Below are 15,551 nucleotides of genomic sequence, written 5' to 3' on the forward strand. Positions count from 1 at the left end.
AGGTCGTCAGGTCGTCAGGTCGTCAGGTCATCCGAGTGTCAGCAGGACCACCGCGCCCGCGGCGGCCAGCAGTCCCGCCGTCTGCCGCCGGTTCACCTTCTCGTTCAGCAGGGTGAGTCCCAGCACCGTCGGGATCGCCGGGTACAGCGAGGCCAGGACGACGGCGAGGGCGAGCATCTGCCGGTGGGCCGCCGCCAGGTAGAGCGCGAGCGCGAGGGCGGCGCCCGCACCGACGGCCATCGCCCGAACGCACAGGCCCTTCGGCCGAACGCACAGGCCCCTCGGCCGAGCGAGCGGACCCGCCGGCTGCCGGACCCCGGACAGCCACCGCCAGGCGCTCGGCAGCAGCAGGACGACGGCGGCCACCCGTCCCGCGGCTACGGGCCACATCCCGCTCCCGGCGCCGGCCTGCGCCAGGCCGATGTACTGCACGGCCACGCCCAGACTCGCCGGCAGCCCGTCCGCGGCGGCCCGGCCCGTGTCCGTCCCGCGCCCGCCGCCCCGGGACACGCACCACAGCGCGGGCACGGTGACGCAGATGCCCAGCCAGGCCGGGACGCTGGGCCGGTCGCCCAGGAACCAGACGCCGCACAGCACGGACAGGACCACCCCGGTGACGGCGCTCACCGGGACCACCACGCTCATGGCCCCGCGGCTCAGACCCCGGTTGAGGAAGAGCATGGCGGCACCGCTGCCCACTCCGGACAGCGCGCCCCACAGCACATCGGCGGACCGCACCGCGTCCGCGGGCACCACCGCCGCGACGACGAGTGCCAGCAGCAGACCGCCCACCTGCCCCAGGAAGGAGACGACGGCGTAGTGCGTCCGGCGGGAGAGCAGTCCGCCGGCGAAGTCGACGACGCCGTAGCAGACCGCCGAGGCCAGTGCGAGGAGAGCGCCCATCCGGCCCGGGTTCCCACGCGAGGGCGCGTCGACGCCTCCTGGGGCGGCCGGGCGTCAGTGGTCGGAACCGGGGCGCGCGGTGGGGGTGTGCTTGCGGTGGCTGGTGTCGCACCAGGGATAGATGCGGCTGCGCCTGCACGTGCACAGGGCCACGCAGAAACGGTCGGAGGTCACGGTCGTGCCGTCCTCCAGCGTGATCTCGACCGGCCCCTCGACGAGCATCGGCCCCTCACGCCGGGCGACGATCCGGCGCGGACGTTCGGCAGAGGTGTCCGGCACGGCCGGTCACCGCCTTTCTCTCGACTGGCGGAAGGTGGTGCCCGGCGGGGTCATACGGCGGTGCGCAGCGATGTGCGCCCCGATCGCCATGCCTCCAGCAACCGGTCCGCGAGCCGGTCCTCGAGCCAGCCGGTGGCATCGACACCGAACGCGATGTCACCGTCGAGGTGGGGCTCCACCTCCAGCAGGCCGGCGACGACCTCCCGGCGCACCACCTGCTCGTGCACCGCGTCGGCCTCGACGTGCTCGGCGTAGAAGTGCTCGGCCGCCGGACCCGCCCCGACGCGCCGCATCGCCTTCGCGAGCCGCCTGGAACCGGGGGAGGAGGTGGTCTCGACCGCGGCGAAATGCCCCACCAGGGCGCCGCGCAGCGCGCGGTGCAGACCGAAGAGGGACATCAGGTTGACGACGGCCAGGGCCTCGGCGCCGCTCGCGTCGAGATAGCGCCCGTACGTCGGATCCAGTTCGAGGTCGGTCATGAGGTCCGCGAACAGCCGGGCGTGCACGCGCTCGGCACGCCCTCCTCCCCATTCGTCGAACTCCACCGCCGCCATGCCGGCCTTCGCGCGTCCCCACAGGCGCGGCAGGACCCAGGCGTGCGGGTCGGCTTCCTTCAGGTGGTAGACGGAGCGCTGCGCGGCGTACTCGCGCAGCTGCCACAACTCGCCCTTGTCCCGCAGGAAATGGGAGACGCCCTCGCCGTCGACGGGTTCCACGAGCAGTTCGTCCAGCGCGTCGTCGGCATGCTCGTGCCGGGTGGCCCCGGCGCGCAGGGCCGCCAGGAACGGCTCCTCCAACGCGGCGCGCACCCGCAGCAGTTCCGGGTCCCACTCACGGGCGTCGGCGACACCCGCGAAGCCCCGGTAGTGCAGCTCGTAACAGAGGTAGAGCGCGAGCTGCAGGTCGTCGCCGAGCGGCTCGGCGCCGGCGAGGGCCGCGTCGTCGGGCAGGGGGCCTGCGCCGCGCAGATACTCGATGACCGCCGCGGAGATCTCTCCCCGACTCGGCGGAAGCTCCGGTTCCGGGACCGGGTGCGTAGCTACGGATTCCATGCGCACCGAGTACCCGTGATCGATCTCCCCTCACCTGGGCTGCCGCGCCGCCGAGGCGGGGAAGGGACCGGGGCACGCCTTCGCACCGGCGTCCCGGGGAGGCCGAGGGCGGCCTGGGACGCCGGTGCGGCGGACATGCGTCAGGTCCTGCCGGGACCGCCGCTGCCGAAGCTGCTGCCGTTGTCGTCCCAGGTCTGGGGTTCCTGGTCGGCCGCGCGGTGTGACGAGCCGCTCAGGTCGTGCGGCGTGAGCCCGTCGTTCTCGGGCACCTCGGTGGGCTCCCGCCGCTCCCGCACCTCACGCACGGGACCCGACTCCGGAAGGGTCGGCTGCTCCTCGGGGCGCGGGGGCGCGGGTTCCTGGGCGCGCTGTCGACGTCCCCAGTAGACGGCGAAGATCAGGCCACCGACAACGATGACGCCGATGAGGAACGGCACGATTCCGCCCACTGCGGAACCCGAGGCAGCCAGTGGTGTCGCGTTGTAGTCCATTGCTTCCGGGTACCCCGCGCCACCAGCCGAAACAAACTGGCCGGAGCCCTTCCTCGCGGTGCGCGCCGGCGCGGTCCACCGGGCTGGGGAGCTGTCACCCCGCATGACCAATCGGTTCCGTTATGTCATGGTATGAAGTGAATGGATTACCAATCTCCCCTTCGGGGGAATTTACACATAGTGCTTCGGACCGGAGGCACGTCCGTGGGAGCTGGCTCACCGGCCCCGCCCCGGTCGTCTTCCGGCCGGGCCGTCCGCGCGCCCTCCCACGGTGACTGTTCCGGAAGCACCCTCCGAGGGAGATGCGACGCGCCATGCCAATCACCGTGAGGACGAAGCAGCATCCCCATGACGACGCCCCCGACACGGCGGCGGCCTTCGAGCGGCTCGCCGCCCTGCCCGACGGGGACGAGCGGCAGGCTCTGCGCGACGAACTGGTGCGGGACTGGCTGCCCATGGCGAACCGCATCGCCCTGCGGTACCGCGGCAGGGGGGAATCCGTCGAGGACCTCACCCAGGTGGCGGCCCTCGGCCTCGTCAAAGCGGTCGACCGCTACGACCCCGAGCGGGGCAACGCCTTCGAGAGCTACGCGATCCCGACCATCACCGGCGAGATCAAGCGTCACTTCCGCGACCACATGTGGGTCCTCCACGTGCCACGCCGCGTCCAGGACCTGCGCAACCGGGTCCGCGCCGCCGCGAAGGAACTGTCGCAGACCATCCCCGGCCGCCGGCCCACGGTCGCCGAGATCGCCGCGCACGCGGGGATGACCGAGGACGACGTCCGGGCCGGCTTCGAGGCCCTGGACAGCTTCACCGCCCTCTCCCTCGACGCCGAACTGCCCGGCAGTGACGACGGTTACGCGCTCGGGGACGCCCTCGGCGAGTCCGACACCGGCTTCGACCTGGTCGTCGACCGCGAGGCCGTGAAGCCCTGCATCGCCGCGCTGCCCGAGCGCGAGCGGACCATCCTCTATCTGCGCTTCTTCAGGGGGATGACGCAGGGGCGCATCGCCGAGCACCTGGGGATCTCGCAGATGCACGTCTCACGGCTGCTGAGCGGATGCTGTGCCAAGGTGCGCGACGAGGCGCTCGCCGACCTCGAGCCGGAGTCCGGCGCGGCTCCCGAGTCCGACCCCGGTCCCGGCCCCGGTTCCGCTCCGGGTTCCCGCTGAACCGGTCCTCGGGCCCCGCCGGACGAACCCAACCGCCCGCCCCGGATGTTCCCGGGTCGGGCGGCTGCGCGGCGAGCTCACTGCCGAACCCTCCCGGGAGCGGTTTGCCAGCGGCCTGCCACTGTCCGAGGTATCCGGCGATGCCCGGGTGAAACACCCGAACGTCCTCGTCACGGCGGTGGTCCGGGCTCCGGACGGCAGGTGGGCCCGTACCGGCCGAGCGCGTCCTCCAGGGCGGCCCGGACGTCGGGCGGCAGATCGCCGTCGTGGCCCCACGCGATGATCAGCTCCGCGACGCTCCGCAGTTTGATGTTCGTGTGCTGGGACACCTCCCGCAGCACGCACCATCCCTGACGCGGTGTCACCCGGCCGAGGGCCACCATCATGCCGATCGCCTGGTCCACGACCGCGTGGGAGGTCACGGCCTCCCTGAGCCGGCCGATCTCCTCCTGCAGCTCGACGATCCGGGGCGCGTCCTCCTCGGAGGAGGTGCGGCCGTGCGGGCCGCCGCCGGGCTCGTCGGTACCCGAACCCACGTCTGGCGTCATTCGTCCCCTCCGGGGTCGCGGCACACGGTTCGTGGCGCCGTCCCCCGGGCGGGCTCCACGGTCGCAGTCCATCGTCCCCACTCCGGCGCGCGCGTGCCAGTGCGCGGACGACCCGCCGGGCACGTGTGTCACCCGGGGTGACGAACCGCTACGGATTGCGAACGGCCCGGGGTGGGCGCAGGGTGGAGACGCAGTCCAACCCCCTTCGAAGAACGGAACACCATGAGCAAGGCGAAGAGCAAGGCCCGGCAGATGAAGGGCAAGATGAAGGAGAGCGTCGGCCGGGCCACGGACGACACGTCCATGGCGGGCGAAGGCCGTGGCGAGCAGATGAGGGGCAAGGCCGAGGAGCTCGCGGCCAAGGGCTCCCAGCACATGAAGAAGTCCGGCCGCTAGGCCGACGGGGTCCGGCGCACTCCGGCCCCCCGCACGGACGCCCCCGAACGGTCACCGGGCCCCTCCCACGGCCGTTCGGGGGCGTTCCCGTGCCCGGCGTCCGGGAGGGGGCGTGGCGGCCGTGACGTATGAGGTGTGGAGCAGTGATCGAGGGGCACTCGATGTCTGTCAAAACGCGCCCGACCTGGCGTTCCGTGGCCGAGTCGCTTGACTTCCCGTACCCCTGAGGGCGCCCGGACAGAGGACTACCTCCATGGCTTTTCTCGTCGACCCGACACGCCGGCCCGGACCCGTGCTGGCGCCGCCGGGTGTCTACGCGCCGCAGGCCGACACCTACCTTCTGGCGCGGGCCCTGCACCGTGAGGAACCCGCCCCCGGCACGGACGTCCTCGACCTCGGCACCGGCACCGGGACACTGGCGATCTGCGCGGCCCGCAGGGGTGCCCGCGTCACGGCGGTCGACATCGCCTGGCGGGCCGTGCTCACCGCCCGGCTGAACGCCCTGCGGGCCCGTCAGCGCCTCACGGTGCACCGCGGTGACCTCCTCCAGCCGGTCCGGGGGCGCTCCTTCGACCTGGTCATCAGCAATCCGCCGTACGTGCCCACACCGCCCTCGGAGCCGGCGACCGGCCGCGGCCGCGAGCGGGCCTGGAACGCCGGGCACGACGGGCGCGTGGTCCTGGACCGCATCTGCGCCGAGGCGCCGCAGGTCCTGCGGCCCGGCGGCGTCCTGCTCATCGCCCAGTCGGGGCTCAGCGGCACCGAGGAGACGCTGGAGCGCCTGGCCGACTCGGGTCTGCGGGCCACGGTGAGCGACCGGGCGTACATCCCGTTCGGGCCCGTACTGCGCTCCCGGCTGCCGTGGCTCAGGGAGTCCGGCCGGATCGCGCCGCGTGAGGAGAACGAGGAACTGGTGATCGTCCGGGCGCAGCGCGACTGACTGCACCCCGGGGCGGCGGGTACTCGGGGGCGCATGGGAAACGAACCGGAACGCACCGTGCGGCGCGCAGACGACCGCGAGACCGACCACGACCACGAAAATGCCCCCCGGACCGCCACCGAAGAGGCCCTGAAGGAGATCGAGGACCAGGGCCACGAGGAGGACTCGGGCACCCGCCGGGGCCGGGGCGGGGGCTCGGGCGACCCCATCAGCCCCAGCCCCGGCGCCAACAAGGACGCGGTGCGGGGCGACGGCTCGAGGTAGACCGTTCGGCGCGTCGGGCACCGCCCCGACGCGCCCGCCGACGCTCCCTTCGTTCGGTCCGGGACCACGCCGTCGACGCGCATGATCGCAAGGTGAAGGCGCCCCTCAGGCACTCTTCGAACGATCTTTGCTTCTTTCATTGACGACGGAAAAGAATCGCCCTAGGTTCCGGACATGCGCTCGACTCCTCGCACCGAGGCGTTCCCGGCCCACACGCCGGCCGCTGCCCAGATCTTCACGACCGTGCTCTCCCACGGCCCGCTCACCCGGTCCGACATGGCCGGCCGGGCCGGGCTGTCGGCGGCCGCCGTCACCAAGGCGGTCCGGCCGCTGATCGAGGCCGGCTACCTGGTGGAGGAGGCCGGGGACGAGGCCCGTCCCTCGCTGGGGCGGCCCGCCAACCCGGTGCGGGTCGACGGCGGACGAGCCCTGTTCATCGGCGTCAAGGTGACCGGCGACGAGATCATCGCCGTGCTGACGGACCTGTGCTGCCGGATCCGGGTCGCCCGGCATGTGCCCCTGCGGGCCCGAGCGCCGCAGCCCGTGCTGACCGCCCTGGCCGACCTCGTGCAGGAACTGCTCGCGGAGGCCGACGGGTTCGGTGTCCAGGTCCAGGGGATCGGCGTCGCCGTCTCCGGTGACGTGGACCGGGCGGCGGGGGAGGTCCGCCTCTCGCCCTTCCTGGAGTGGCGCGACCTGCCTCTCGCGGAGCTCGTGGGGATGACGACCGGGCTGCCGGTCACCGTGGACAACGACGTCCGGGCCCTGACCGTCGCCGAGCAGTGGTTCGGCGCGGGTGTCGGCCTCTCCGACTTCGCCGTCGTCACGGTCGGCGCGGGCATCGGCTGCGGCCTGGTCGTGCACGGCAAGGTCGTCTCGGGAGCGCACGGCGTGGCCGGCGAGATCGGGCACGTGGTCATCGACCCCGCGGGCCCGCCCTGCCACTGCGGGAACCGCGGCTGCGCCGAGGCCATCGCCGCCGACCCCGCGATCGTCACCGCCGTGCGTGAGGCGACGGGCCTCCCGGTGGCCGACGCGGCACAGGCCGTGGACCTGGCCCGCCACGGCGACCCCGGCGCGCGGGCGGTCTACGCGCGGGCCGGCGACGCGATCGGCCGGGCCATCGCGACCGTGGCCAACCTCATGGGCCCCGAACGCGTGATCATCTCCGGCGAGGGTCTGGCGGCGTACGACCTGTTCGCCGAGCAGATCCGCGACGCCTTCGCCGCCTCCGCCTTCGGCACCGCCGCCCGCTGCGATCTGCTGACGCGGCCGCTGCCCTTCGACGAGTGGGCCCGCGGCGCCGCGGCGACCGCGATCCAGTCCTTCATCGGCGGCCCGGTACGCGGCACGGGATGAGCCGCAGGAAGTTGTGACGGTACGTCAACTGCTCTGTTGCATAAGGAAGTCGACGAACCGTAACGGGTGCTGGTTTCGGCACCCGCACACCCTGCCCCCGCACGGCGTCCCACCCCCTCACGGCACCCCCCCCGCACAGCCGAACCCATCACAGGAGGTCCGACCCATGCGGTCATCCTCGTACGCGTCCATGTCCCCCGCACGCCGTTCCCTGAGAGCCGTCCTCGTCCTGGCGCTGACCGCCGCGACGGCCGCGGCGCTCCCGTCCGCGCGGGCCGCCACCCCCTCTCCCACCCCGGTCGCGCGTACGTCGGCCCTCGCGGCCGAGCCGTACATGGGCTGGTCGAGCTGGAGCATGCAGTCCTCGAAGTACCCCGGGCTCAACCCCGACGGCGACTACAGCTACCTCACCGAGAAGAACGTCCTCAAGCAGGCGGACGCGCTGGCGGCCAGGCTCAAGCCGTTCGGCTACGAGTACGTCAACCTCGACGCCGGATGGTGGCGCGACCAGGACTGGAAGCCGGGCTTCGACGCGTACGCCCGTCAGAAGGCCGACCCGCAGCGGTTCCCGCGCGGTATGAAGGCCGTCGCCGACCACGTCCACGGCAAGGGCCTCAAGGCGGGCATCTACCTGCCCGTCGGCCTGGAGAAGGAGGCGTACGGTGAGGGCGGGGTGCCGATCTGGAACGCCGGCGACTGCACGACCGCCGACATCGTCCACGACGACCTGCGCACCACCAACGGCTGGGACAGCGCCTACAAACTCGACTTCTCCGACCCCTGCACGCAGAAGTACGTCGACTCGCAGGCCCGGCTCTTCGCCGACTGGGGCTACGACTTCCTCAAGCTCGACGGCGTCGGACCGGGATCCGGCAAGAACGGCGACCAGTACGACAACGTCGCCGACGTCGCCGCCTGGCAGAAGGCCATCGCCGCCACCGGCCGGCCCATCCACCTGGAGGTCTCCTGGTCGCTGGACATCGGCCGGGCCGCCGACTGGAAGAAGTACTCCCACGGCTGGCGCATCGACACCGACGTCGAGTGCTACTGCAACACCCTCGTCAGCTGGGAGAACTCGGTCGACGACCGCTGGGACGACGCCCCCGGCTGGACCCGTCACGCGGGCCCCGGCGGCTGGAACGACCTGGACTCCCTGGACGTCGGCAACGGCGACATGGACGGTCTCACCAAGGCGGAACGCCAGAGCTACGCGACCCTCTGGGCCATCGCCAAGTCCCCGCTCTACACCGGTGACGACCTGACGAAGCTCGACCCCTACGGCCTGTCGCTGCTGACCAACCGCGAGGTCATCGCCCTCAACCAGGGCAGTACACCCCCGGCCCGCCCGGTCACCCCCTCCGACCCCCAGCAGGTGTGGGCCGCGAAGAACGCCGACGGCAGCTACACCGTCGCCCTGTTCAACCTCGCCGACGCACCCGCCGCCGTCACCGCCGACTGGGCCGCCCTCGGCTTCACCGGCAAGGCCGCCGTACGCGACCTGTGGAACCGCGAGAACCTCGGCGCCCACAAGGACAAGGTCACCCAGGCACTGCCCGCCCACGGCTCGCGGCTCTTCACCGTGACCCCGCGCGGCGCCGCGCTCACCACCACCGGTCATGAGGCCGAGGCCGCCGGCAACACGCTCGGCGGCAACGCCTCCGTCGCCGACTGCTCCGCCTGCTCGGGCGGCCACAAGGTCGGCAACCTCTACGCCGGCGGCTCGCTCCGCTTCGACGACGTCCACGTCGACAAGGCCGGCACCTACCAGGTGAAGGTCGCCTACGTCAGCGGTGACCCGCGCTCGGTCGAGGTCTCCGCGAACGGAAAGGGCCCGACGAGTCACAGGTTCCCCTCCACCGGGGACTGGGGGACCGCCGAGACCGTCAGTGTGCCCGTGACGCTCAGGGCCGGCGCCAACACGATCACCTTCGACAGCGGATCCGGCTACGCCCCGGACATCGACCGCATCGACGTACCCAAGTCGTCCTGACCGCCGTTCTCTTCCCCAGGAGCGCACCATGGACAGCACCCCGACCGGACCCGGCGCGACCGGACCTGACACGACCGGACCTGACACGACCGGACCCGGTACGACCGGACCCAGCAGACGAAGACTCCTCTCCCTCGCCGCGGCGGCCGGTGCCGCCACGGCCCTCGGCGGCCTGCCCGCCTTCACCGCGACGGCGGCACCACGACGGCCCACCGGAACGCCGCCCCTGAAGGGGAGTTCGCGCGACCGGCTGTGGTGGCGGGCGCCCGCCGACGAGCACTCGATGATCGAACAGGGCCTGCCCGTCGGCAACGGCCGGCTCGGCGCCCTCGCGAGCAACGACCCCGGCCGCGAACTCCTCCTGATCACCGACGCCACGATGTGGACCGGCGGCCTCAACGACACCCTCGACGCCGACGGCCAGTTCCCCTACGACCGTGAGCGGTTCGGCTCGTTCACCCTGCTCGCCCGCCTCACCGTCGACCTCCCGGACCACGACCTGTCGGCCGTCTCCGGCTACCGCCGCACGCTGGACCTCGCCCAGGGCGTGGTCACCACGTCGTACGTGCGCTCCGGGATCACGTACGGGCGACAGGTCTTCGCGAGCCGTCCCGACGACGCGGTCGTCCTGCACTTCACACAGAGCGGCGGCGGTCACCACACCGGCAGCGTCACACTCGAAGGCACCCACGGCGAGACGACGAAGGGCACGCAGTCCTTCGGCGCCGCCTTCCCGAACGGCCTGCGCTACGGGGCGGCCGTGAAGGCCTACGGCAGCGGCGGCAGCGTCCGGGTGAACGGTGCGCGGATCGACTTCTCGGGCTGCCGGGACCTCACCGTGGTGGTGAGCGGCGGTACGAACTACGCGCCCGACGCCTCGGCCCACTACCGCGACCCGTCCCTCGACCCCGAGCGGCTGGCCCGTACGAAGGTCGCCGCCGCGTCGGCCCACTCGGCGGACACGCTCCTGCGCACCCATGCCGCCGACCACCGGGCCCTGTTCGAGCAGCTGGAGATATCCCTCGGTACGTCGTCCGACGAACAGCGCTCCCTGGACACCTGGGAGCGGATCCGGGCACGTGCCCGCGACGACGTGCCCGATCCCGAACTGGAGGCGGCCTACCTGCAGTTCGGCCGCTACCTGATGATCTCCGGATCCCGTGGCAGTCTCCCGCTGAACCTCCAGGGCCTGTGGCTGGACGGCAACGACCCGGACTGGATGGGCGACTACCACACGGACATCAACCTCCAGATGAACTACTGGATGGCCGACCGGGCGGGCCTGTCCCCGTGCTTCGACGCGCTCACCGACTACTGCCTCGCCCAGCTCCCGTCCTGGACGAAGCTCACCCATGATCTCTTCGACGACCCGCGCAACCGCTACCGCAACTCCACCGGGAGGACCGCCGGCTGGACGGTCGCCGTCTCCACCAACATCCACGGCGGCAACGGCTGGTGGTGGCACCCGGCGGGCAACGCCTGGCTGTGCACCACCCTGTGGGAACACTACGAGTTCACCGGTTCGCGCGCGCACCTGGCGAGGATCTACCCGCTCCTGAAGGGCGCCTGCGAGTTCTGGGAGGCACGCCTCGTCACCACGACCCTCCCCGGCACCTCGAAAGAGGTGCTCGTCGCCGACAGCGACTGGTCGCCCGAGCACGGCCCGCTCGACGCCAAGGGCATCACCTACGCGCAGGAACTGGTGTGGGCCCTGTTCGCCAACTACCGCACCGCCGCGGCCGAGCTGAAGAAGGACACCGCCTACGCGAAGACGGTCGCCGGCCTCCAGGAGCGGCTGTACCTGCCCGGGGTGAGCCCGAAGACGGGCTGGCTGGAGGAGTGGATGTCGCCCGACAACCTCGGCGAGACCACCCACCGGCACCTGTCCCCACTCGTCGGACTCTTCCCCGGTGACCGCATCCGGCCTGACGACTCCACCCCACCCGAGATCGTCGAGGGCGCGACGGCCCTGCTCACCGCACGCGGCATGGAGAGCTTCGGCTGGGCGAACGCCTGGCGCAGCCTGTGCTGGGCCCGCCTCAAGAACGCGGAGAAGGCCTATCAGCTGGTCGTCAACAACCTCCGCCCCTCGACCGGCGGCGGCAACGGCACGGCGCCGAACCTCTTCGACATCTACGAGGTCGAGAAGGGCCGCGGCATCTTCCAGATCGACGCCAACTTCGGCACCCCGGCGGCGATGATCGAGATGCTCCTGTACTCCCGCCCCGGCCACCTCGAACTGCTGCCCGCCCTGCCCGAGGCGTGGGCCGCGTCCGGGTCCGTCACGGGGGTCGGCGCCCGGGGAGGCTTCGTCGTCGACCTGCGCTGGCGCGACGGCAGACCGGAACAGGCACGGATCCGCAGCGTCGGCGGCCGGACGACCACGGTCACGTACGGGGACACCTCCCGCACGGTGACCCTGAAGCCCGGCGCGTCCGTCACCCTGCGGGACTTCGCCCGATGACGGCCCGGCTCGCCCGTGCGGGCGCTCTCGTGACGCTGCTGGTGTGCGCCGCCGCCGTCCGGGCCCCCGCGGCGACCGCCCAGGGGCCCGCCGCCCGCCACGACGTGGTCACCTGGGGCGCGAGCGCGGACCGGACGGGGGACGCCGTGCCCGACCGCAGCTACCGACTGGTCGTGCGCACCAGCGTGGCGGGGGACGACCTGCGCGTCAGACTCTCCAACGCCTTCGGGGACCGGCCGGTGACCTTCGACAGCGTCTACGCGGGCCTGCGGCGGTCGGGCGCGGAGCTGGTCCCCGGAAGCAACCGGCGGCTGACCTTCGGCGGTGCCCGGTCCGTCACGGTCCCGGCCGGCGCCACCGCGTACAGCGACCCGCTGCCGGGTCGGCTGCCCGCCGCGGCCGACCTGGTCGTCAGCGTGCACACACGGGCGGCGGGCGGTCCGGCGACCGGCCACGGCATGGCCATGCAGACGTCGTACGCCGCCACCGGCGACCACACCGGGGAGGAGGGGGCGGCGAACTGGACCGAGCGCACCGGCTCCTGGTTCTACCTCGACGCGGTCACCGTACGGACACCGGCCGACGTCGGAGCGGTCGTCGCGCTCGGGGACTCCGTCACCGACGGCTGGCAGTCCACCGGCGACCTGAACCGCCGCTGGCCCGACTACCTCGCCCGCCGGCTCCGGGCGGCCGGCGGCCCGGTCGCGGGAGTCGCCAACGAGGGGATCTCCGGGAACAAGGTCCTTGCGGACGGCGCCGGGCAGAGCGCCCTCAACCGGCTGGACCGTGACGTGCTGTCCCACCCGGGCGTCCGTACGGTCGTCCTCTTCGAGGGCGTCAACGACATCAAGGCGCACACGGGCGTCACGGCCGCGGACCTGGTCGCGGGCTACCGCGAGGTCGTCGCCCGCGCGCACGAGGCGGGCATGTGCGTCGTCGGCGCCACCGTCGCACCCTTCAAGGGCTGGTCCGAATGGGACACCGCCGCCGAGTCCGTACGACAGGAGGTCAACGAGTTCATCAGGGACAGCGGTGAGTTCGACGCCGTCACCGACTTCGACCGCGTCCTGCGCAGTCCCTACGACCACGAACGGATCCTCCCCGTCTTCGACGGGGGCGACCACCTGCACCCCAACGACAAGGGAATGCAGGCGATGGCCGACTCCGTCGACCTCGACGGCCTGCGCTGCGACCGCGGCGCCACGGCCGGCTGACGGCACCGCCGTGCGTGCGTGCGGGACCGCTCGGTAGCGTGGGCACCTCGACCACGCTACGGAGGCCACCACATGACCCGCCCGATCACCGTGGGAGCAGACGGCTCCGCCGAATCCCTGGCCGCCGTGCACTGGGCGGCCAGGGAAGCGGTACGCCGCTCGCTCCCGCTGCGCATCGTGCACGCCCGGGAGAAGTCCGACGCCGAGGACCGGACGGCGGACGTCCGGGAGGCGCTGGTGCGGACCGCGGGCGACGTCGCCGGACACCATCGCGGCCTGACGGTGACCACCGACCTCCTCGACGGCGACCCGGTCGAGGCGCTGATCGCCGCCGCCGCGGACGCCGGGACGCTGGTGCTCGGCTCGCGCGGCCACGGCGCGATCGTCGGCTTCCTGCTCGGCTCCGTCGGCCAGCAGGTCATCGCCGGCTCGACGCGGCCCGTCGTGCTCGTACGCGCCGGTGACCGGGCCGAGTCGGAGGCGGCGGGCCGCGAGATCGTCGTCGGACAGCAGGGCGGCCCCGGCGACAGCGCGGCCGCGCTGGAATTCGCCTTCGGGGCGGCGCTGGCACGCGGCGCCGCCCTGCGTGTCGTACGGGCCTGGGCCCTGCCCACCGTCTTCACCTACAGCCCCGGCTCGCTGGCGCTCGCCGACGAGGCCGGTGGCCTGGAACAGTACGAGAGGAAGGCGCTCGCCGAAGCGCTGCGGCCGTGGCTGGAGCGGTTCCCCGAGGTCAAGGTGACGGAGCACGTCGAGATGGGCAGCGCGGGCGAGGTGCTGCTGTCGGTGGCGGCGCGGGCCCAGCTGATGGTGGTCGGCCGGCGCGCGCACCGCTCGGCCGTGGGCTCACGGATCGGCTCGGTCGCCCACGCGGTCGTCCATCACGCGCCCTCCCCGGTCGCGGTCGTCCCGCCGGCCTGAGCGGTCCCCGCGTCCTCCTCGGCGTCCGCCGGGGGCGACAGCGTGTCCCGCACCTTCGGCAGGATGGTGGTGACGTAGTCCTCGACGACGGCGTCCAGGTCGAGGTCGTGCTGCGACCGCTCGGACAGGTACCAGCGGTGTTCGAGGAGTTCGTGGTAGAGCTCGGCCGGATCCATGGACCCGCGCAGGTCCGGGGGTATCGCCCGCACGGTGGGCCGGAAGACGTCCCGGACCCACCGGTGGGCCAGCACCTCCGGCCGGGCGGCCAGGGGGTCGCCCGGGGCGTGGTCGTCCTGGGTGGCCATCCAGCTCTCCAGGTCGTTCAGCAGGCGCCGCGCCTGGTTCTCCTCGGTGTCGAGCCCCGTCAGGCGCAGCAGTTGACGCTGGTGGTGCCCGGCGTCGACGACCTTCGGCACGAACGTGACGGTGTCGCCGTCCGGGGAGTGCCCGATCTGCATCTCGGCGACGTCGAAGCCGAGCTCGTTGAGGCGCCGGATCCGGCGGTCGATGTAGTGGTGCTTGCCCGCCGGGTACACCGACGTCCGGGTGAGCTCCTGCCACAGCCCTTCGTAGCGCCGGCAGATCTCCCTGCCGAACTCGATCGGGTCCACCGACGGGTGCAGCGCGCCGGAGGCCTCCAGGTCCAGCAGCTCCCCGCTGATGTTGACCCGTGCCAGATCGAGGTCGTACTCCCGCTGCCCGGGGCTCAGTTGCGGGTGCACCTCGCCGGTCTCGGCGTCGACGAGGTACGCGGCGTACGCCCCGGCGTCCCGGCGGAACAGCGTGTTCGACAGCGAGCAGTCGCCCCAGGCGAACCCCGCCAGGTGCAGCCGGACCAGCAGCACGGCCAGCGCGTCCATGAGCCGGTGCATGGTGGCGGGCCGCATGGTCGTCTCGAACATCGACCGGTAGGGCATCGAGCCGCCCAGGTGCCGGGTGATGAGGACGGACTCCAGCGGCTCGCCCGCCCCGTCGGTGCGGCCGGTGACCACGGCGAGCGGGTCGACCGCCGGGATGTTCAGCCGGTCGAGACCGCGCAGCAGTTCGTACTCGCGCAGCGCGGGCCGCTCCGCGAGCTCCTTGACCGCCACGACCTCCGCGCCGGCGCGCGCGTACCGCACCACGTGCCGTGAGATGCCCCGCGGCAGCGGGACCAGAAGGTGCTCGGGCCACTCCTCCAGGGGTACGTCCCAGGGCAGGTCGAGCAGGAGCGCGGGGTGCTCCGGGTTGGTGGCGCTGATCTGCAATGCCATCGCTCGCGTGCCCTGCCTCACGGTCGTCCGTCATGTCGCGTCGTGCGTCTCGCAGGAGCATCTCCGCACCTGGACGGCCCTTTCGTCAACACGACGGTCCGGCCTGTCCGCGGAGGGCGGTCGCGCCGGGAGATCCGGAATCGGCTTCGCACACCTGAAAAAAGGATTCCGAATTGGTCGACGCCGAAATTCGGAGCGGAAGTGCGGGAGGGAGGAAAAGGCGGGAGGGGGGAGGAAGAGGGAGGGTTTCCCGGCCCGCGACCTTGGCGTACCGATTCGAACACACCGCCCGGCGCGCGCCG

15 protein-coding genes are annotated in these 15,551 nt (G+C 72.5%); 9 read left to right on the forward strand and 6 right to left on the reverse strand.

The features are described 5' to 3' along the window. Positions 1 to 27: 27 nt before the first annotated feature. The 4 genes from QFZ75_RS36630 to QFZ75_RS36645 form a co-directional block, all read right to left on the reverse strand. Positions 28 to 903, reverse strand: coding sequence for an EamA family transporter (locus QFZ75_RS36630; protein ID WP_307543734.1), 876 nt, complete (start codon positions 901 to 903; stop codon positions 28 to 30). Between the two features lie 54 nt (positions 904 to 957). After that, positions 958 to 1,182 (reverse strand): CDGSH iron-sulfur domain-containing protein, encoded by a 225-nt coding sequence (locus tag QFZ75_RS36635; RefSeq protein WP_307543735.1) that lies wholly within the window; start codon positions 1,180 to 1,182, stop codon positions 958 to 960. Positions 1,183 to 1,232: 50 nt separating this feature from the next. Next, on the reverse strand, positions 1,233 to 2,234 hold the full coding sequence (locus QFZ75_RS36640) for an iron-containing redox enzyme family protein (RefSeq protein WP_307543736.1): 1,002 nt from the start codon (positions 2,232 to 2,234) through the stop codon (positions 1,233 to 1,235). Between the two features lie 140 nt (positions 2,235 to 2,374). Beyond that, positions 2,375 to 2,725: a DUF6479 family protein gene (locus QFZ75_RS36645; protein ID WP_307543737.1), complete on the reverse strand. Its 351-nt coding sequence runs from the start codon at positions 2,723 to 2,725 to the stop codon at positions 2,375 to 2,377. Between the two features lie 314 nt (positions 2,726 to 3,039). Here QFZ75_RS36645 and QFZ75_RS36650 point away from each other — a divergent pair, with 314 nt between their 5' ends. Continuing rightward, complete coding sequence (locus tag QFZ75_RS36650) at positions 3,040 to 3,900, forward strand: RNA polymerase sigma factor SigF (RefSeq protein ID WP_307543738.1); 861 nt, start codon at positions 3,040 to 3,042, stop codon at positions 3,898 to 3,900. A 170-nt stretch (positions 3,901 to 4,070) separates the two neighbouring features. Here the strand turns inward: QFZ75_RS36650 and QFZ75_RS36655 are convergent, their stop codons facing one another. Then, on the reverse strand, positions 4,071 to 4,448 hold the full coding sequence (locus QFZ75_RS36655; RefSeq protein WP_307543739.1) for an ANTAR domain-containing protein: 378 nt from the start codon (positions 4,446 to 4,448) through the stop codon (positions 4,071 to 4,073). 222 nt (positions 4,449 to 4,670) lie between these two features. Here QFZ75_RS36655 and QFZ75_RS36660 point away from each other — a divergent pair, with 222 nt between their 5' ends. From QFZ75_RS36660 to QFZ75_RS36695, 8 genes are all read left to right on the forward strand, one after another. Beyond that, on the forward strand, positions 4,671 to 4,844 hold the full coding sequence (locus QFZ75_RS36660) for a CsbD family protein (protein ID WP_307543740.1): 174 nt from the start codon (positions 4,671 to 4,673) through the stop codon (positions 4,842 to 4,844). A gap of 253 nt (positions 4,845 to 5,097) precedes the next feature. Continuing rightward, on the forward strand, positions 5,098 to 5,784 hold the full coding sequence (locus tag QFZ75_RS36665; RefSeq protein ID WP_307543741.1) for a HemK2/MTQ2 family protein methyltransferase: 687 nt from the start codon (positions 5,098 to 5,100) through the stop codon (positions 5,782 to 5,784). 33 nt (positions 5,785 to 5,817) lie between these two features. Then, positions 5,818 to 6,048 (forward strand): hypothetical protein, encoded by a 231-nt coding sequence (locus QFZ75_RS36670; protein ID WP_307543742.1) that lies wholly within the window; start codon positions 5,818 to 5,820, stop codon positions 6,046 to 6,048. Positions 6,049 to 6,222: 174 nt separating this feature from the next. Further along, positions 6,223 to 7,407, forward strand: coding sequence for an ROK family transcriptional regulator (locus tag QFZ75_RS36675; RefSeq protein WP_307543743.1), 1,185 nt, complete (start codon positions 6,223 to 6,225; stop codon positions 7,405 to 7,407). Positions 7,408 to 7,573: 166 nt separating this feature from the next. Next, entirely contained in the window at positions 7,574 to 9,397 is a 1,824-nt protein-coding gene (locus QFZ75_RS36680) for a carbohydrate-binding protein (protein ID WP_307543744.1), read from the forward strand. Between the two features lie 28 nt (positions 9,398 to 9,425). Further along, positions 9,426 to 11,861, forward strand: a complete 2,436-nt coding sequence (locus QFZ75_RS36685; protein ID WP_307543745.1) for a glycoside hydrolase N-terminal domain-containing protein — start codon at positions 9,426 to 9,428, stop codon at positions 11,859 to 11,861. Further along, positions 11,858 to 13,075, forward strand: a complete 1,218-nt coding sequence (locus QFZ75_RS36690; RefSeq protein ID WP_307543746.1) for an SGNH/GDSL hydrolase family protein — start codon at positions 11,858 to 11,860, stop codon at positions 13,073 to 13,075. The genes QFZ75_RS36685 and QFZ75_RS36690 overlap by 4 nt, the downstream gene beginning before the upstream one ends. Before the next feature lie 72 nt (positions 13,076 to 13,147). Then, entirely contained in the window at positions 13,148 to 13,996 is an 849-nt protein-coding gene (locus tag QFZ75_RS36695) for a universal stress protein (RefSeq protein WP_307543747.1), read from the forward strand. Here QFZ75_RS36695 and QFZ75_RS36700 read toward each other — a convergent pair. Beyond that, positions 13,957 to 15,249 (reverse strand): DUF4032 domain-containing protein, encoded by a 1,293-nt coding sequence (locus tag QFZ75_RS36700; protein ID WP_307543748.1) that lies wholly within the window; start codon positions 15,247 to 15,249, stop codon positions 13,957 to 13,959. The genes QFZ75_RS36695 and QFZ75_RS36700 overlap by 40 nt on opposite strands. Positions 15,250 to 15,551: the final 302 nt, after the last annotated feature.

Source organism: Streptomyces sp. V3I8 (assembly GCF_030817535.1).
In the GTDB taxonomy this organism is placed as follows: domain Bacteria; phylum Actinomycetota; class Actinomycetes; order Streptomycetales; family Streptomycetaceae; genus Streptomyces.